The 16,205-nt window shown below is 72.6% G+C and carries 17 protein-coding genes; 7 read left to right on the top strand and 10 right to left on the bottom strand.

Annotation, left to right across the window (positions count from 1 at the left end; genetic code table 11):
• Nucleotides 1-33 precede the first annotated feature (33 nt).
• Nucleotides 34-546, top strand: a complete 513-nt coding sequence (locus tag ACGH7X_RS25705; protein ID WP_399888464.1) for a hypothetical protein — start codon at nt 34-36, stop codon at nt 544-546.
• Between the two features lie 164 nt (nt 547-710).
• Here the strand turns inward: ACGH7X_RS25705 and ACGH7X_RS25700 are convergent, their stop codons facing one another.
• Nucleotides 711-1,406, bottom strand: a complete 696-nt coding sequence (locus tag ACGH7X_RS25700) for a hypothetical protein (RefSeq protein WP_399888461.1) — start codon at nt 1,404-1,406, stop codon at nt 711-713.
• Between the two features lie 302 nt (nt 1,407-1,708).
• On the opposite strand from ACGH7X_RS25700, the gene ACGH7X_RS25695 reads away from it, so the two are divergent.
• The 3 genes from ACGH7X_RS25695 to ACGH7X_RS25685 are packed head-to-tail and all read left to right on the top strand — an operon-like array spanning nt 1,709 to nt 4,777.
• Nucleotides 1,709-3,010 carry a magnesium transporter MgtE N-terminal domain-containing protein gene (locus ACGH7X_RS25695; RefSeq protein ID WP_399888458.1) on the top strand — a complete coding sequence of 434 codons (1,302 nt, stop codon included), beginning with the start codon at nt 1,709-1,711 and terminating at the stop codon, nt 3,008-3,010.
• A complete protein-coding gene (locus ACGH7X_RS25690; RefSeq protein ID WP_399888455.1) occupies nt 3,000-3,599 on the top strand; it encodes a DUF1003 domain-containing protein in 600 nt (199 codons plus the stop codon). Before ACGH7X_RS25695 ends, ACGH7X_RS25690 begins: the two co-directional genes overlap by 11 nt.
• A 44-nt stretch (nt 3,600-3,643) precedes the next feature.
• Nucleotides 3,644-4,777: an Mrp/NBP35 family ATP-binding protein gene (locus ACGH7X_RS25685; protein ID WP_399888452.1), complete on the top strand. Its 1,134-nt coding sequence runs from the start codon at nt 3,644-3,646 to the stop codon at nt 4,775-4,777.
• A gap of 81 nt (nt 4,778-4,858) precedes the next feature.
• On the opposite strand, the gene ACGH7X_RS25680 is transcribed toward ACGH7X_RS25685, so the two are convergent.
• From ACGH7X_RS25680 to sigE, 5 genes are all read right to left on the bottom strand, one after another.
• A complete protein-coding gene (locus ACGH7X_RS25680; RefSeq protein ID WP_399888449.1) occupies nt 4,859-5,530 on the bottom strand; it encodes a hypothetical protein in 672 nt (223 codons plus the stop codon).
• Nucleotides 5,531-5,759: 229 nt separating this feature from the next.
• Nucleotides 5,760-6,233, bottom strand: a complete 474-nt coding sequence (locus tag ACGH7X_RS25675; protein ID WP_399888446.1) for a sec-independent translocase — start codon at nt 6,231-6,233, stop codon at nt 5,760-5,762.
• Nucleotides 6,234-6,380: 147 nt separating this feature from the next.
• Nucleotides 6,381-8,123 (bottom strand): trypsin-like peptidase domain-containing protein, encoded by a 1,743-nt coding sequence (locus tag ACGH7X_RS25670; protein WP_399897344.1) that lies wholly within the window; start codon nt 8,121-8,123, stop codon nt 6,381-6,383.
• Between the two features lie 868 nt (nt 8,124-8,991).
• Nucleotides 8,992-9,984: a zf-HC2 domain-containing protein gene (locus ACGH7X_RS25665; protein WP_399888443.1), complete on the bottom strand. Its 993-nt coding sequence runs from the start codon at nt 9,982-9,984 to the stop codon at nt 8,992-8,994.
• Nucleotides 9,981-10,652, bottom strand: a complete 672-nt coding sequence (sigE, locus tag ACGH7X_RS25660) for an RNA polymerase sigma factor SigE (protein WP_399888440.1) — start codon at nt 10,650-10,652, stop codon at nt 9,981-9,983. Before sigE ends, ACGH7X_RS25665 begins: the two co-directional genes overlap by 4 nt.
• 289 nt (nt 10,653-10,941) lie before the next feature.
• On the opposite strand from sigE, the gene ACGH7X_RS25655 reads away from it, so the two are divergent.
• Nucleotides 10,942-11,640 carry an O-methyltransferase gene (locus ACGH7X_RS25655; RefSeq protein ID WP_399897341.1) on the top strand — a complete coding sequence of 233 codons (699 nt, stop codon included), beginning with the start codon at nt 10,942-10,944 and terminating at the stop codon, nt 11,638-11,640.
• Between the two features lie 186 nt (nt 11,641-11,826).
• Here the strand turns inward: ACGH7X_RS25655 and ACGH7X_RS25650 are convergent, their stop codons facing one another.
• On the bottom strand, nt 11,827-11,994 hold the full coding sequence (locus ACGH7X_RS25650; RefSeq protein ID WP_003966491.1) for a DUF3117 domain-containing protein: 168 nt from the start codon (nt 11,992-11,994) through the stop codon (nt 11,827-11,829).
• Nucleotides 11,995-12,343: 349 nt separating this feature from the next.
• Here ACGH7X_RS25650 and ACGH7X_RS25645 point away from each other — a divergent pair, with 349 nt between their 5' ends.
• Nucleotides 12,344-13,147 carry an enoyl-CoA hydratase/isomerase family protein gene (locus ACGH7X_RS25645; RefSeq protein ID WP_399888438.1) on the top strand — a complete coding sequence of 268 codons (804 nt, stop codon included), beginning with the start codon at nt 12,344-12,346 and terminating at the stop codon, nt 13,145-13,147.
• A 196-nt stretch (nt 13,148-13,343) separates the two neighbouring features.
• Here the strand turns inward: ACGH7X_RS25645 and ACGH7X_RS25640 are convergent, their stop codons facing one another.
• Together ACGH7X_RS25640 and ACGH7X_RS25635 are read right to left on the bottom strand one after the other, a co-directional pair.
• Nucleotides 13,344-13,928, bottom strand: coding sequence for a DNA-3-methyladenine glycosylase I (locus tag ACGH7X_RS25640; protein ID WP_399888435.1), 585 nt, complete (start codon nt 13,926-13,928; stop codon nt 13,344-13,346).
• Complete coding sequence (locus ACGH7X_RS25635) at nt 13,925-14,284, bottom strand: DivIVA domain-containing protein (RefSeq protein ID WP_399888432.1); 360 nt, start codon at nt 14,282-14,284, stop codon at nt 13,925-13,927. The genes ACGH7X_RS25640 and ACGH7X_RS25635 overlap by 4 nt, the downstream gene beginning before the upstream one ends.
• Nucleotides 14,285-14,505: 221 nt before the next feature.
• On the opposite strand from ACGH7X_RS25635, the gene folP reads away from it, so the two are divergent.
• Nucleotides 14,506-15,366 carry a dihydropteroate synthase gene (gene folP / locus ACGH7X_RS25630; RefSeq protein ID WP_399888429.1) on the top strand — a complete coding sequence of 287 codons (861 nt, stop codon included), beginning with the start codon at nt 14,506-14,508 and terminating at the stop codon, nt 15,364-15,366.
• Nucleotides 15,367-15,393: 27 nt separating this feature from the next.
• On the opposite strand, the gene ACGH7X_RS25625 is transcribed toward folP, so the two are convergent.
• Nucleotides 15,394-16,152 (bottom strand): TIGR00730 family Rossman fold protein, encoded by a 759-nt coding sequence (locus ACGH7X_RS25625; protein WP_399888427.1) that lies wholly within the window; start codon nt 16,150-16,152, stop codon nt 15,394-15,396.
• Between the last annotated feature and the right edge of the window lie 53 nt (nt 16,153-16,205).

The raw sequence follows: 16,205 nt of genomic DNA, 5'->3' as shown, positions 1-16,205 counted from the left end.
CGGGGCCGCAGCGGGCTGGATAGGCTGACCGGCATGACAAGCGAGCTGCTCGACCAGGCCCTCGTCGAGGAGGCCACGAAGAAGTCCGGCCTCATCTGGGTCGCGGGCCCCGGAGTGCCCGCCCGGGCCCTGTGGCACGTCTGGCACGAGGGCGCGGCCTGCGTCGTCGGCGACGGGCCCGGCGAGCAGCCGCTGCCGGGGCTGGCCGACGGGTCCACGGCCGAGGTGACGGTGCGCAGCAAGGACAAGGGCGGCCGGCTGGTCTCCTGGGCCGCCCGGGTCGTGGAGCTGCCGCCCGCCTCCGAGGCGTGGCAGGCCGCGGTCGCCGACCTCAAGGGCAAGCGGCTGAACGCGCCGGACGGCGAGGCCATGACCGGCCGCTGGGCCCGCGAGTGCCGGGTACTGCGCCTGGAGCCGACGGGGACCACGGCGCCGCTGCCCGACGCCTCACTGGCCGAGGCACCGCTGCCGAGCCCGGCAACGACCCGGCAGCCGGCGCCGGCGGGTCTGCCCCGGCTGCTGCTGAAGCGCCGCAAACGCCGCTAGGGCCGGCCCGGCGGATCATGCCGCAGACGTAGATGCAGACGCAGACGCAGACGCAGACGCAGCGGCGGGGCCGGGGCCCGGGCACGAGGGGTGGCGCGGCATTCCTGCGACCCGATCCGCCGCGTGGGCCCTGGCGGGTGCCTCACAGCGGCCCCGCCGGTGCCCTACGACGTCGGCAGCTGCTTGCCGTAGTCCAGGGTGTCGTCCTTCGGCGGCTGCTCCAGCGTGAAGTCCTTGTTCCAGTCCGAGAAGCTGAGCGTGCCCGCGCTGCCCGCCCGCACCAGGCGCAGCGGGTACGGCTTGCCCTCCAGGGAGACGTCCAGCGAGCCGCCGGCGCCCTCGTCGCCGGTGATCCGGATGGTGCGCACGCCCGCCTGCTCGTGGCGGCCGTCCGTCTTCAGCGTGCCGTGCAGGGTCAGCAGGCCGCCGAGGAGGACGTCCTTGTCCGTGAAGCCGCTGAACTTCTTGTACACGGGGTCGCTCTGCGGCACCTTCACGTACTTGCCGGCCAGTTTGCCGGCCGCCTTGGCGTCGCCGCCGTCGTGGCTCCAGAACCCGGCGTCGGCCTTGAGGAAGAGCTGGTCGCCGACGCGCAGCAGCCCGAACGTCGTCCCCTCGGCGGCGACCGACCCGGTCCCTCCGTCGTCCTTCAGCCGCATGTCGAGGGTGTACGTGCTGCCGCCGGCGGCCACCGTGCCGTGCAGACGTACCGTGTCGGCGACCTCGGCGGCCGTGCCGGCCTTGGCCTGGATCTTGTCGGCCGGGAGCTTTCCGAGGCCGTTGGTGCCCGCGTCGGGGTCCTCGCTGCTGCATCCCGTCAGCCCGGCCCCCGTCACCGCCAGGGCGCACACCGCGCCCATCCAAGCGGCCCTGCGGATTCGGCGCCGGGGAGTCACAGACACAGGTGGGACTGCCTTTCTGACAGGGCTGACAGGCGCCGGCACGGAGCTGACCGGGGTCCGGGCGGGCGTACCGCAGCGTACCGGGGCCGCGGACGGTGAACGGAGCCAGTCCGTCCGGACCGGCCACCGGGGCGAGGCCGATCGGGACGGGCTAGCCTGAAGCCCGTCCGAGCGGGCAATTCGGAAAAGAGACACCGTACGAATCAGCTCTCACGCACCCTGACGCACGCTTACGGAGCTTGAGGAAAGGAGCCGCGGCCATGGCAGCGGGCGCCCCCCGGATCTTCGTCTCCCACCTCTCCGGCATCGCCGTGTTCGACCCGGCCGGTGACCAGGTGGGACGCGTGCGGGATCTGGTCGTCATGCTCCGCGTCGCCCGCAAGCCCCCGCGGGTGCTCGGCCTGGTCGTCGAACTCACCACCCGCCGCCGCATCTTCCTGCCCATGACCCGGGTCACCGGCATCGAGTCCGGCCAGGTCATCACCACCGGCGTGGTCAACGTCCGGCGCTTCGAGCAGCGGCCCACCGAGCGCCTCGTCTTCGGCGAGCTGCTCGACCGGCGGGTCACGCTCACCGAGACGGGTGAGGAGGTCACCGTGCTGGACCTGTCGGTGCAGCAGCTGCCCGCCCGCCGGGACTGGGAGATCGACAAGGTCTTCGTCCGCAAGGGCAGGAAGGGCGGCGCCTTCCGGCGCAACAAGGGCGAGACGCTGACCGTCGAGTGGTCCGGCGTCACCGGCTTCTCCGTGGAGGAGCAGGGCCAGGGCGCCGAGAACCTGCTGGCCACCTTCGAGCAGCTGCGCCCCGCCGACCTCGCCAACGTCCTGCACCACCTGTCCGCCAAGCGCCGAGCCGAGGTCGCCGCCGCCCTCGACGACGACCGCCTGGCCGACGTGCTGGAGGAGCTGCCGGAGGACGACCAGATCGAGATCCTCGGCAAGCTCAAGGAGGAGCGCGCCGCGGACGTCCTGGAGGCGATGGACCCCGACGACGCGGCCGACCTGCTCGGCGAGCTGCCCGAGGAGGACAAGGAGCGGCTGCTGAGCCTGATGCAGCCCGACGACGCGGCCGACATGCGGCGCCTGATGGCGTACGAGGAGCACACGGCCGGCGGTCTGATGACGACCGAGCCGATCGTGCTGCGGCCCGACGCGACCGTCGCCGACGCCCTGGCCCGCATCCGCAACCCCGACCTGTCCCCGGCGCACGCCGCGCAGGTCTACGTCTGCCGCCCGCCCGAGGAGACCCCGACCGGCAAGTACCTGGGCACGGTCCACTTCCAGCGCCTGCTGCGGGACCCCCCGTACACGCTGGTCGGCTCGATCATCGACGATGATCTGCAGCCCTTGGATCCGGACGCCGCGCTGCCGGTGGTCGCCGGGTTCTTCGCCGCGTACGACATGGTCGCGGCGCCCGTCGTCGACGATTCCGGGGCGCTGCTCGGCGCGGTCACCGTGGACGACGTACTGGACCACATGCTGCCCGACGACTGGCGGGAGACCGAGTACCACCTGGACGAGACGGCGACGACGACGGGGGAGGTGGGCACGGATGGTGCCTGAGCGCGAGACGACGACCCGTGAGCGCGCCGCGTCGGGGGCCACCGCGTCCTCCCGGGCCCGGGCCCGCCTCGACCAGCCCCGCCCGCCGCGCCGCAGGCTGCTGCCCGAGTGGGACCCGGAGTCCTTCGGCAGGCTGTCCGAGCGCGTCGCGCGCTTCCTGGGCACCGGGCGGTTCATCGTCTGGATGACGGTCGTCATCATCCTGTGGGTGGTGTGGAACGTGTCCGCGCCGAGCGGTCTGCGCTTCGACGAGTACCCGTTCATCTTCCTGACGCTGATGCTCTCGCTACAGGCTTCCTACGCGGCCCCTTTGATCCTGCTCGCGCAGAACCGGCAGGACGACCGTGACCGGGTCAATTTGGAGCAGGACCGCAAGCAGAACGAGCGGTCGATCGCCGACACCGAGTACCTGACCCGGGAGATCGCCGCCCTGCGCATCGGCCTGGGCGAGGTCGCGACGCGGGACTGGATCCGCTCCGAGTTGCAGGACGTGATCCGGGACCTGGAGGAGCGGCAGAACGGCCATCACCCCGACCGCGGGGTATTCCCGGCGGATCGGTCGCCGGGGCGTGACGTACACGACCGATGACGGGGCTTTCCGCGCCCCGTGGGCGGCGCCGTACCATCGACCCTATGGCTACGGAAGACGCGGTGCGTGAAGCACTGGCGACGGTGAACGACCCCGAGATCAACCGGCCCATCACCGAGCTGGGGATGGTCAAGTCGGTGGAGATCGGCGCGGACGGGGCGGTCGCGGTCGCCGTGTACCTGACGGTCTCCGGCTGCCCCATGCGGGACACCATCACGCAGCGCGTGACGGACGCGGTGTCGCGCGTCGAGGGTGTCACGCGCGTCGACGTCGAGCTGGACGTGATGAGCGACGAGCAGCGCAAGGAGCTGGCCACCGCCCTGCGCGGCGGGCAGACCGAGCGCGAGGTGCCCTTCGCCAAGCCGGGCAGCCTGACCCGGGTGTACGCGGTGGCGTCCGGCAAGGGCGGCGTCGGCAAGTCCTCGGTGACGGTGAACCTGGCGGCCTCGATGGCGGCGGACGGCCTGAAGGTCGGTGTCGTCGACGCCGACATCTACGGCCACTCCGTGCCGCGCATGCTGGGCGCCGACGGGCGTCCCACCCAGGTCGAGAACATGATCATGCCGCCTTCGGCCAACGGGGTGAAGGTCATCTCGATCGGCATGTTCACCCCGGGCAACGCGCCGGTCGTGTGGCGCGGCCCGATGCTGCACCGCGCGCTCCAGCAGTTCCTGGCGGACGTGTACTGGGGCGACCTGGACGTCCTGCTGCTCGACCTGCCGCCCGGCACCGGCGACATCGCGATCTCCGTCGCGCAGCTCGTGCCGAACGCCGAGATCCTCGTCGTGACGACCCCTCAGCAGGCCGCCGCCGAGGTGGCCGAGCGGGCCGGCGCGATCGCCGTGCAGACCCACCAGAAGATCGTCGGCGTCGTCGAGAACATGTCCGGGCTGCCCTGCCCGCACTGCGGTGAGATGGTCGACGTCTTCGGCACCGGCGGCGGCCAGTCGGTCGCCGACGGCCTGACCCGCACCACGGGCGCGTCGGTCCCGGTCCTCGGCTCCATCCCGATCGACGTCCGCCTGCGCGAGGGCGGCGACGAGGGCAAGCCCGTGGTCCTGTCCGACCCGGACTCCCCGGCGGGCGCGGCCCTGCGCTCCATCGCCGGCAAGCTGGGCGGCCGGCAGCGGGGGCTTTCGGGGCTGTCGCTGGGGATCACGCCGAAGAACAAGTTCTGACGCCTCGTACGGGAGAGGGGGCGCCGTCCGCACGGACGGCGCCCCCTCTCGCCTCTTCGTCGTACCTCCGCCGTATGCCCGTCAGGCGTACGCGGCGATGTCCTTGACGACGGCGAACGCCAGCCCGTAGGCGCTCATGCCCCGTCCGTACGCCCCGAGGTGCACCCCCTGCTCGGTGGACCCGGCGAGCACCCAGCCGAACTCGGACTCCCGGTAGTGGAAGGACGTCGGCACGCCGTCCACGGGCAGGGACAGCGTCGTCCAGTCCTCGCCGTCGAGGTCGTCGGCGAGGACCCACGCGGTCTCCGTCTGCTGCTCCAGCCAGTCGTCGCGCAGCGAGTGGTCCATCTGGCCGGGCCAGGTGAAGGACAGCAGCCCCACCCCGGCGAGCCAGGCCGCCGAGGACACGGAGGTGGCCTCCAGCAGGCCCGTGCCGTCGGCGCTGCGCCGGTCGGGGTTGGCCGCGACGGTCACGACGACCGCGAACTTCTCCTTGGCGTCCTGCTCGTCGCCCGCCACGTGCTCGTTGCGCACCGACGGTTCGTCGCCGTGCCCGATCGAACCGTGCTCCACGGCCCCGTCGGCCGCCTCACCGACCTGCATCAGCCGACGCCGCCCCGTGAAGGCCTCGTCGAGGCCGTACCACGGGAAGGGCGCACGCAGGTAGCCGTCGACCGTACTCCGGCCGGAGGGGGACTGTGGTCCGCCCTCCGCGGCCGGCGTCTGCGCGACTGCCCGACTCGTCGTCTCCATGTGCCCGGACGCCTCCTCGCTCTCGTCGGACCGGAACGGCCCGCCCCCCTTCGGGCGCACTCGTCCGGTCCGCACAACAACTCGGGCAGCATAGCCACACCACTGGCGGCAGCCGGGAAATCGCCCGGCGCGTGGGTCGCGCGGACGTCGCCTTCACGGCTTGTGCGCCCCGTCCGGAGTATGAGACGCGTCACGTTCGCGGCCGGCGGGCCGGGGTCGGGCGGAGGGATCAGGTGGCGTCCGCGTCGAAGGGCGGGCGGTCGTCGGCCGCGGGCTGCTCGGGCTTCTTCGACATGTCTATGCGACCGCCGCCGGAACCGGACGAGGAGGCGGCGGGCGAGGATCCGGACGAAGAGGAAGCGGACGACGAGGCTTCCGCGTCGCGGCCGTGGACCGCGTCGGTGACCTCGGCCATCTCCTTCTTCAGGTCGAAGCCGTTGCGGATCTCCTTGAGCCCCAGCTCGTCGTTGTCCAGCTGCTTGCGGATGAACGTCTTGGGGTTGAGGTCCTCGAACTCGAAGTCCTTGAACTCGGGGCCCAGCTCCTGGCGGATGTCCTGCTTGGCGCTGTCGGAGAACTCCCGGATCTTCCGGATGGTGCGGGTCACGTCCTGGATGACCTTGGGGAGCTTGTCCGGACCGAAGACGAGCACGGCGAGGACGACGAGCGTCACCAGCTCTAGTGCGCCTATGTCATTGAACACCTGAAGCTCCTTGGGATGTCCGGGCCGCCACCACGGTACCCGCCGACCCCGTCCGACCGGTACCGTCCCGTGAGCCCCGAGTGCGTGTATGCGGGCGCTTTCCGAATTGTTTGCCTTCCTGGTGCCTTGTCGGGCCCTGCGCGACGGTCAGTCCCCGCCGGAGGAGCCCAGCACCAGTGAGACCTTCGTCTCCTTGCCGCCGCGCTCGAGGGTCAGCTCCAGACGGTCGCCGGGGCGGTGGGCGCGGGTCTTGACGATGAGTTCCTCGCCGGAGTGCACGCGCTGTCCGTCGACCGCGGTGATCACGTCCCCGGGCTTGATGCCGGCCGTGGCGCCGGGGCCGCCGGTGGTGACCGCGGGACCGCCGTCGCCGCCCTTGTCGCCCACGCGGGCGCCGTCGCCCGTGTAGCTCATGTCGAGGGTGATGCCGATGACGGGGTGGGCGGCCTTGCCGGTGTTGATCAGCTCCTCGGCGACGCGCTTGCCCTGGTTGATGGGGATGGCGAAGCCGAGGCCTATGGAACCGGCCTGGCCGCCGTCCGACTCGGCGCTGCCGCTGTCGGCGGAGCGGATGGCGGAGTTGATGCCGATGGCCCGGCCCTGTGCGTCCAGGAGGGGGCCGCCGGAGTTGCCGGGGTTGATGGGCGCGTCGGTCTGCAGGGCGTCCACGTACGAGACGTCGCTGCCGTCGCCCTCCTCGCCGCCGGCGGTGATGGGCCGTTCCTTGGCGCTGATGATGCCGGAGGTGACCGTGCCGGCCAGGTCGAAGGGGGCGCCGATGGCGACGACGGGGTCGCCGACCCGCACATTGTCGGAGTTGCCGAGGGGCATGGGGGTGAGGCCGCTGACGCCCTTGACCTTCACCACGGCGAGGTCGTATCCGCTGTCGCGGCCGACGACGGTGGCCTCGGCGGTGTCGCCGCTGTTGAAGGTCACGGTTATCTCGCCGCCGGAGCCGGCGGGCTCCACGACGTGGTTGTTGGTCAGGATGTGGCCGCGGCCGTCGAGTACGAAGCCGGTGCCGGTGCCGGCCGCGTCGCTGCCGTTCACGTGCAGCGTCACCACGCTGGGCAGGGCCCGCGCGGCGATGCCTGCGACGCTGTCCGGCGCCCGCTTCGCCGCCTCCGGGCCGGTCTGCGGGAGCTCGACCGTCCCCACGCCGCCGTTGCGCTCCAGGTACGCGCCCATGGCGCCGCCGATGCCGCCGGAGACCAGGGCGATGAGCAGCGCCCCGCCGACGAGCGCCTTCGTCGTCCGCCCGCGTCGCCGCTTCGGCGTCCCGCCGGCCGCGTCGTCGTGGTTCAGGGGTGCGGCGGCCCAGGGGTCGTAGCGCCCCCAGGGATCGGCGGCGGGATCGGCGCCCGTCCCCGGGGCCGTACCGGGAGCCGTCGGCCCCGTCCACGGGTCGGAGGCTCCCGTCGGCGACGCGCCGGAAGGCGAGGCGTCGGCCGGGGCCGGGACAGCGGGCGCGGCAGAGCCGTGGGACACCGCGTCCTGCTCCGGCGACGCCTCCGGATGCTGCGCCGGCAGCACCGGAGGCGGGGCATCCGCGAACGACGGGTCGGGCACCGCACCGGAAGGCGGCACCACCGACGCCACCGCGGCCGGGGCCGGCGGGGCCATGGCCGGCGCGGACGGGGCAGGGCCATGCGGGCCCGCCGCCACCGTGCCGGACGCCGGTGTAGCCGAAGTGTGCGGGCCCGGTGCCACCGCGCCGGGCGCGGACGGCGCCGGTGAGGGCACGGCCGGAGCGGACGGAGCCGACGCGTGCGGGCCCGCCGCGGACTGGGCAGGGGAGTGCGGGCCCCCCGCCACCGCGCCCGGCACGGACGGGGCCGATGCATGCGGGGCCGGAGTGTGCGGAGCCGGGGCATGCGGGCCCGCCGCCACCGTGCCCGGCACGGACGAGGCCGATGCATGCGGGGCCGGAGTGTGCGGGGCCGGGGTGTGCGGAGCCGGGGCATGCGGGTCCGCCGCCACCGTGCCCGGCACGGACGGGGCCGGAGTGTGCGGGGCCGGGGTGTGCGGAGCCGGGGCATGCGGGTCCGTCGCCACCGTGCCCGGCGGGGGTGTGGTCGGGGTGTGTGGGGTCGGCGTCAACGTGCCGTGTGCCGGTGTCGACGCCGGGTGCTGGACCGGCGGAGCGGGGGCCCAGGGGCCCGGTTCGCCGTACGGCGGGGTGCTGTACGGGTCGGGTTCGTGCAGGGGCTTGGGACGCTCGGGCGTGGTCTCGGGGGCCGGCGTGCCGTCCCCGGCCGCGGCGGCATCCACGTGCGGGTGGCGACCGGCATCGGCGGACTTGGCATCGTCGGAACCCACCTGCCGGTGCGCCCCCGTTTCCACGGCCCGGTCCGCGTCGTCGAAACCCGCCTGCCGGTGCGCTCCGGCGTCCGAGGCCGACGCGGCGTCACTGCCTGCCCGCGGGGACGGACCGGCGTTCGTGGTCGCCGGCCCGGCCGCGTTCTGGTCGGTCGGCTGGGTCGACGGCAGGTCCAGCTCGTAGTCCCCCTCGTCGGTGACGCGGGCCGGCACCGGGCGTTCCAGCTCGAAGTCGCCCCCGTGGGCCGGGTCTGGGCGCTCCAGTTCGAAGTCGCCGTCGGGCGTGTCTTCGGACGAGCGGGGACGACTCCACCACTTCGCCTTCGTGGACTTCCCCTCGTTCATGTTCTCCCCCGCACCCGGCCGCAGATCGTCGGCTCCAAGGGCTCTGGCGCCAACCCGGATTCAATCAGGTTCGCGGGCCGGCGCGCAGATCCCGTCAGCGAACCGGAGGGTAGGAGGCGGTCGGTGAAGCCGCCGGGTAGGGGGACGGAGCCGGGTCGGGGGCGGCGAGCAGGCTGGGCGGCCTGACCTCGGGAGCCGCCGACCAGGAGGTCAGGGCGAGCGGCGGAACGGCTTCCAGCGGACGTATCAACGGGGACATGGCGGCGGCGCCGGCCGTCACCGGAGTGGTCAGCGCGCGCATGGCCTGCTGCCGCGCATCGCCCGCGGCGGGGGCCGGCATGCCGGGCAGCAGCGGCGCGGAGGCCGTGGTGGGCGCGACGGCGGTGTCGCCCTGCGCCCGCTGGCCCTGTCCGAGCAGCGGACCGCCCGTGCGGCGGCGCTGACTCTCGGGGCTGGTGGCCGCTCCGGAGCCCTGGGTGCGCATCGGCGTCACATTGCTGCCGCTGCCCGCGCCGCGTGCCTCGGCGGTGGTGGTGTCCGGCGTGCCGAGGGTGACGCCGCCCAGCGCGATCGCGGCCAGCGACACCGCCCCGGCGGCGGCGAAGGCGAACCGCATGCCGCGCGAGGCCGACCGCTCGGACTCCTGCCTGCTCACGTCGTGGATCCGGAAGCCCCGCCCCGGTGCGGACGGCGCCAGCACGGAGGCGTGCGAGCGGGCGGGGACGTAGTCGAACTCGAACCGCTCGCCCCGCTTGGTGCCGAAGACACCGGAGCCCCCGGAGGTGTTGAACCCTCCGGACAGCCCGGCGAGCGGTGAGCCGCCACCGTCCGTGTCTCCGCCCCCGGGGAGTCCCTGGAGGCGGGCCAGGAAGCTCTCCGACGGGGCCGGCGGGGCCGACTCCGCGAAGACGTTCTTCAACCGGCGCTGCGCGTCGACCTCCGCCTTGCACTTCGGGCAGGTGGCCACGTGCGCCAGTACGCGCTCACGCGCGTCATGACCGAGCTCTCCGTCCACCAGGGCGGAGAGTCGGTCTCCCAGATGCTGCTCTGCGAGGTGTCCCTCGGACTCAGGCCGTGACCCACTCACGCGCTCGTGCCCCCTCCTCCCAGTGCGGGAACACCGGTCGCGAACGAGCGACGCTCCGCACGCGCCTTGGGCGAACGGTGCGCGAGGGCCTTGCGCAGCTGGGAACGGCCCCGGTGGATACGGGAGCGGACCGTGCCGAGCTTGACGCCGAGCGTCGCGGCGATCTCCTCGTAGGACAGCCCCTCGATGTCGCACAGGACGACGGCGGCGCGGAACTCGGGCGCGAGGGTGTCCAGCGCCTGCTGGACGTCCGCGTCGAAGTGCGCGTCGTGGAAGAGCTGCTGCGGGGTGGGCTCCTTGCTGGGCAGGCGCTCGGCCGCGTCGTCGCCGAGCGCGTCGAACCGGATGCGCTGCTTGCGACGGACCATGTCCAGGAAGAGATTGGTGGTGATGCGGTGGAGCCAGCCCTCGAAGGTGCCCGGAGTGTAGGTCGACAGCGACCGGAAGACGCGGACGAAGACCTCCTGGGTGAGGTCCTCGGCGTCGTGCTGGTTGCCCGTGAGGCGGTAGGCGAGGCGGTAGACGCGACCACTGTGGGTGCTGACGATCTCCTCCCAGGTGGGCGGAGTCCACGCCTGCCCGTCCGCGTCGCTGGAGAAGGTCGCGGTCTGGGTGTGTCCCGTGGTGGGACCGTCGGCGTGGCTGTGGTCAGCAGCGGTGTCGTTCACGGATTTCGGCCTGCCTGCCGATCCGAGGAAGCGCCGCAGCACTCCGCCCCGATCCGCGGGTGCGGCCGCACCTCCCCTGTCGGCTCTGGTGGTGTCCAGTGGAGCCCCTACCATAGCCACCTCGCCCGTTAGCTCCGGATAAGCGGTTTTACGAGAATTTGATCTGGGCCGGCACCGCTCGTCCGGCCGCGTCGCCACCTGCCCGGCACCCTGACCCATTCGCCGCCCCCCGTCGCGGCCCCGGCCGCCCAGTCGTCTCTTTGCTCTCCCCTTTTAAACGACTGGTCCCATCTGCGGGTTCCCGACGGCAACGGATACAGTCACGCCGAGGCAACAACGGGGACAGGAGAGGGTCATTACCGGCAACCGGCAGACGAGCTGGGCGTTCGCCGACGCCTATGTCGCCGAGGACGACGCGCTGCTCTGGGCACGCGACCGGGCCCGCGAGGCGGGCCTGCGCTCGGTGACCCCAGGCACGGGCTCCGCCCTGGGGTTGCTCGCCGCCACCGTGGACGCCAAGGCGGTCGCGGAGATCGGCACCGGCTGCGGCGTCTCCGGGATCCATCTGCTGCACGGAATGCGGCCGGACGGCGTACTGACCACGGTCGACCCGGAGCCGGAACACCAGCAGTTCGCCCGCCAGGCCTTCCGTGCCGCGGGATTCGCCAGCAACCGGGCCCGGTTCATTCCCGGGCGCGCCCTGGACGTGCTGCCCCGGCTCACGGACGCCGGCTACGACCTCGTCTTCTGCGACGGCGACCGGCTGGAGTACCTGGACTATCTCGCCGAATCGTTGCGCCTGCTGCGTCCCGGAGGTCTCGTCGCCTTCGAGGGCGTCTTCGGCGCCGGCCGGACGATCGACTCCGGACCGCAGCCCACCGAAGTGCTGCGGCTGCGGGAGCTGCTGCGCGCGGTGCGGGAGAGCCAGGAGCTGGTGCCGTCACTGCTTCCGGTCGGCGACGGGCTGCTGTGCGCCGTCAAGCGCTGAGGACAGGCGTTGGGACATGCGCCGAGGCGACGCGCTGAGGCCACGCGCTGAGCACAAGCGCCGGAGAAACGTGAAGCGCCGAAGAAGGCGTACAGCCTGAAAAAATCGCCGGGCGCCGAGGAAGAACAATCGCCCCGGCACCATGTCCGGTACCGGGGCGACTGAACGGGTGTGGTCGCTCGCGCGTCAGCCGACGACCTTCTTGAGGGCGTCGCCGAGCGCGTCGGCCTCATCGGGGGTCAGCTCGACGACGAGCCGCCCGCCGCCTTCGAGCGGAACGCGCATGACGATGCCCCGCCCCTCCTTGGTCACCTCGAGCGGGCCATCGCCCGTCCGCGGCTTCATGGCCGCCATGCTCGTTCCCCTTCCTGATACCAGCTCACCGTCACCGCCGACGGCCCGTGAGGGCACGCGCAGTCCGGCTTGGACGCGCGACACCGGCATCGAACACATTGCTTCCCAGCCATTATCCCGCATCCAAGGACCCGATGACCAACATCGGTCGGCATCGCTTGGGCAACGCGCGCGAGCAAAACCACTCAATTCGGCGATGTGACTGCGATACTGCGCGCCCTCACCCACTTCTGCCGAATGGAAACGGACCGGAATTCTTTGACGCAGGTCACATCTCCCGAGCGATCCGTCGCCGGTGATCTCCGTCATGCTGTCTGCGGACACACGCCACTACGCGGAGGGGATTTCCATGGCCGACACCGTGCTCTACGAGGTGAGCGACGGGCTCGCGACGATCACGCTGAACCGCCCCGAGGCGATGAACGCGCTGAACATCGAGACCAAGGTCGCGCTCCGGGACGCGGTGCGCTCCGCGGCGGCGGACGACGCCGTACGGGCGGTGCTGCTGACGGCGGCCGGGGAGCGGGCGTTCTGTGTCGGGCAGGACCTCAAGGAGCACGTCGGGCTGCTGGCCGCCGACCGGGAGACGGGCTCGGGGCAGACCATGAGCACGGTGCGCGAGCACTACAACCCGATCGTGCGGGCGCTCGCCGGTGCCGAGAAGCCGGTGGTGGCCGCCGTGAACGGCGTGGCGGCCGGGGCGGGCCTCGGTTTCGCGCTGGCGGCGGACTACCGCGTCGTCGCGGACACGGCGGCGTTCAACACGTCCTTCGCGGGGGTGGCGCTCACCGCCGACTCCGGGATCTCCTGGACGCTCCCGCGTGTCGTGGGTCCCGGGCGCGCCGCGGACCTGCTGCTCTTCCCGCGCAGCATCGGCGCGCAGGAGGCGTACGAGCTGGGCATCGCCACCCGGGTCGTGCCCGCCGCCGAGCTGCGCGCCGAGGCGGAGAAGACGGCGCGGGCGCTGGCCGAGGGGCCGACGGTGGCCTACGCGGCGCTGAAGGAGGCGATGGCGTACGGGCTGACGCACTCGCTCTCCGAGACGCTGGACAAGGAGGACGAGCTGCAGTCGCGGGCGGGTTCCTCGGAGGACCACGCGATCGCGGTGCAGGCGTTCGTCAACAAGGAGAAGCCGCGCTACCTGGGCCGATGAGCGGCGGCCCCTAGGGGGTGTCGTTTGGATCAGGACGGCTCCAGGCAACGGTGCCTTGTTGCCGACCCGAGCGGGGTCTGGTGCGTGCAGCTGCAAGGCGGAGGAGGGCGACAGGGCGGAGCCCTGGCAACCGACGACAACGCCGCAGATGTGCGTGCCAGACCCCGCGACCCCGGCAAGATCCAAACGACACCCCCTAGGCCCGGCGGGCCACGCACGACGCCAGGTGGTCGTCGACCAGTCCGCACGCCTGCATCAGCGCGTACGCCGTCGTCGGGCCGACGAAGCGCAGGCCCCGCTTCTTCAGGGCCTTGGACAGCGCCGTGGACTCGGGTGTGACGGCCGGGACGTCGGCGAGGGTCTTCGGGGCCGGTCGCCCGGCCGGCTCCGGGGCGTGCGACCAGATCAGCTCGTCCAGGTCGCCGGGGGCCCACTCGGTCAGCACGCGCGCGTTGGCGAGGGTCGCGTCGATCTTGGCGCGGTTGCGGATGATGCCGGCGTCGGCGAGCAGACGCTCGCGGTCCTCGTCGGTGAAGGCCGCCACCTCGGCGATCTCGAAGTCGGCGAAGGCGGTACGGAACCCGGTGCGGCGGCGCAGGATGGTGATCCAGGACAGGCCGGACTGGAAGGCCTCCAGGCTGAGCCGCTCGTACAGGGCGTCGTCGCCGTGGACCGGGCGGCCCCACTCCTCGTCGTGATACGTGACGTAGTCCGCGGTGGACAGGGCCCACGGGCAGCGCAGCGCGCCGTCGGGGCCCGCGACGGCCTCCCCGGCGCTCACTGCTGCTCCTCCTGGGCCGGCTTGTCCATGACGACGTGGCGGTGGGCCACCGCGGCCCGGGCGCCCGCCAGCGCGGACTCCAGGTCGGCGATCCGGGCGTCGCGCTCGGCCAGCTCGGCGCCGAGGCGGCCGAGGGCGTCGTCGACCTCCGCCATGCGGTAGCCGCGGACCACGAGCGGGAAGCGCAGCCGCTCGACGTCGCCGCGGCCCACCGGGCGGTCCGGGGGCAGTGCGTCCCGCACGCGCTCGGGTTCGGCGTCGGGCAGCGGCCCGCTGTCGCCGCCGCCCACCACGGCGAGCGTCACGGCGGCCACCACGACGGCCAGCGCGATGACGAGGAACAGGAACATGACCATCGCTGGGGCCCCCATGGTCGGGTCGAGCGCGGCGATCGCGCCGGTGCGGCGGATCGCGTGGCTGGTTGGATCGGAGTCGGAGTCGGTTGTGCCGGGTCCGATCGTGCCATGCGAGTCTGACAGTCGGGGCCGCGGCCGTCGAAGGACCGCTGCCCGGGCTGTGGGACGCGCAGCCGAGAGCGGGACGAGAGAACGGTGTGGACGAGGAGATGTCACAGGGGATGCTCAGGCTGGGCAGGCGTGAATTCGCGGCGCACGAACCGGTGATCATGGCGATCGTGAACCGGACCCCGGACTCCTTCTACGACCAGGGGGCCACCTTCCGCGACGAGCCCGCCCTCACGCGCGTGGACCAGGCGGTGGCCGAGGGCGCCGCGATCATCGACATCGGCGGGGTGAAGGCCGGGCCCGGGGACGAGGTGTCGGCCGAGGAGGAGGCGCGGCGGACGGTGGGGTTCGTCGCGGAGGTGCGGCGGCGCTTCCCGGACGTCGTGATCAGCGTGGACACCTGGCGGCACGACGTCGGCGAGGCCGTGTGCGAGGCGGGGGCGGACCTGCTGAACGACGCGTGGGGCGGCGTCGACCCGAAGCTCGCTCAGGTCGCGGCGCGGTACGGGGTGGGGCTGGTGTGCACGCATGCCGGGGGCGCTGAGCCGCGCACCCGGCCGCACCGGGTGACGTACGACGACGTCGTGGCCGACATTCTCCGGATCACGCTGGGGCTGGCCGAGCGGGCGGTGGAGCTGGGGGTGCCGCGGGAGTCGGTGCTGATCGATCCGGGGCACGACTTCGGGAAGAACACGCGGCACAGCCTGGAGGCGACCCGGCGGCTCGAGGAGATGGTGGAGACGGGGTGGCCGGTGCTGGTGTCGCTGTCCAACAAGGACTTCGTCGGCGAGACCCTGGACCGCCCGGTGAAGGAACGGCTGATCGGCACGCTGGCGACGACGGCGGTGTCGGCGTGGCTGGGGGCGCGGGTGTACCGGGTGCACGAGGTGGCTGAGACGCGGCAGGTGCTGGACATGGTGGCGACGATCGCCGGCCACCGGGCGCCCGCGGTGGCGCGGCGGGGGCTCGCCTAGGACCTCACCCCCGCCCGTGACGGTCCGCTACCGGCCCGCCTCCTTGGAGACCAGGGCCACCGCCTCGTCCACGTCGTCCGTGACGTGGAAGAGCAGGAGGTCCTTCTCCGCGGCCTTGCCCTGGGCCACCAGGGTGCCCCGGAGCCAGTCGACCAGGCCGCCCCAGTACTCGGAGCCGAACAGGACGATGGGGAAGCGGGTCACCTTCTGGGTCTGCACCAGGGTGAGGGCCTCGAAGAGTTCGTCGAGGGTGCCGAGGCCGCCGGGCAGGACGACGAAGCCCTGCGCGTACTTCACGAACATCATCTTGCGGACGAAGAAGTACCGGAAGTTCAGGCCGATGTCGACGTAGGCGTTGAGGCCCTGCTCGAAGGGCAGTTCGATACCGAGGCCGACCGAGGTGCCCTTGGCCTCCAGGGCGCCCTTGTTGGCCGCCTCCATGGCGCCGGGCCCGCCGCCGGTGATGACGGCGAAGCCCGCCTCCACCAGGCCGCGGCCCAGCCGCACGCCCGCCTCGTACTCAGGTGAGTCCACCGCCGTACGGGCGGAGCCGAAGACGCTGATGGCGGGCGGGAGTTCGGCCAGCGTGCCGAAGCCCTCGATGAACTCCGACTGGATGCGCAGGACCCGCCAGGGGTCGGTGTGCACCCAGTCCGTCGGCGCACGCTCGTCCAGCAGCCGCTGGTCCGTGGTGCTCTTCTGGACCTGGTCCCGCCGCCGGAGGACAGGGCCCAGGCGCTGCTCCTCCGGTGGCCGCTTCTTGCCCTCGGGGTTGCCGGTAGCCATGCGCGCTCCCTCCAGTTGCAGGTTCTTCCACCTCAGCGTAGATCTACGCGGGT

This window comes from Streptomyces sp. BBFR51, assembly GCF_044591655.1.
Taxonomy (GTDB): Bacteria; Actinomycetota; Actinomycetes; order Streptomycetales; family Streptomycetaceae; genus Streptomyces.
This window is presented reverse-complemented; position numbering and strand designations above follow the sequence as displayed.

Coding starts and splice junctions, on each gene's coding strand:
- ACGH7X_RS25705 (WP_399888464.1), top strand. CDS start 34: ATGACAAGCGAGCTGCTCGACCAGGCCCTCGTCGAGGAGGCCACGAAG.
- ACGH7X_RS25700 (WP_399888461.1), bottom strand. CDS start 1,406: ATGGGCGCGGTGTGCGCCCTGGCGGTGACGGGGGCCGGGCTGACGGGA.
- ACGH7X_RS25695 (WP_399888458.1), top strand. CDS start 1,709: ATGGCAGCGGGCGCCCCCCGGATCTTCGTCTCCCACCTCTCCGGCATC.
- ACGH7X_RS25690 (WP_399888455.1), top strand. CDS start 3,000: ATGGTGCCTGAGCGCGAGACGACGACCCGTGAGCGCGCCGCGTCGGGG.
- ACGH7X_RS25685 (WP_399888452.1), top strand. CDS start 3,644: ATGGCTACGGAAGACGCGGTGCGTGAAGCACTGGCGACGGTGAACGAC.
- ACGH7X_RS25680 (WP_399888449.1), bottom strand. CDS start 5,530: ATGGAGACGACGAGTCGGGCAGTCGCGCAGACGCCGGCCGCGGAGGGC.
- ACGH7X_RS25650 (WP_003966491.1), bottom strand. CDS start 11,994: ATGGCGGCCATGAAGCCGCGGACGGGCGATGGCCCGCTCGAGGTGACC.
- ACGH7X_RS25645 (WP_399888438.1), top strand. CDS start 12,344: ATGGCCGACACCGTGCTCTACGAGGTGAGCGACGGGCTCGCGACGATC.
- ACGH7X_RS25635 (WP_399888432.1), bottom strand. CDS start 14,284: ATGGTCATGTTCCTGTTCCTCGTCATCGCGCTGGCCGTCGTGGTGGCC.
- folP (WP_399888429.1), top strand. CDS start 14,506: ATGCTCAGGCTGGGCAGGCGTGAATTCGCGGCGCACGAACCGGTGATC.
- ACGH7X_RS25625 (WP_399888427.1), bottom strand. CDS start 16,152: ATGGCTACCGGCAACCCCGAGGGCAAGAAGCGGCCACCGGAGGAGCAG.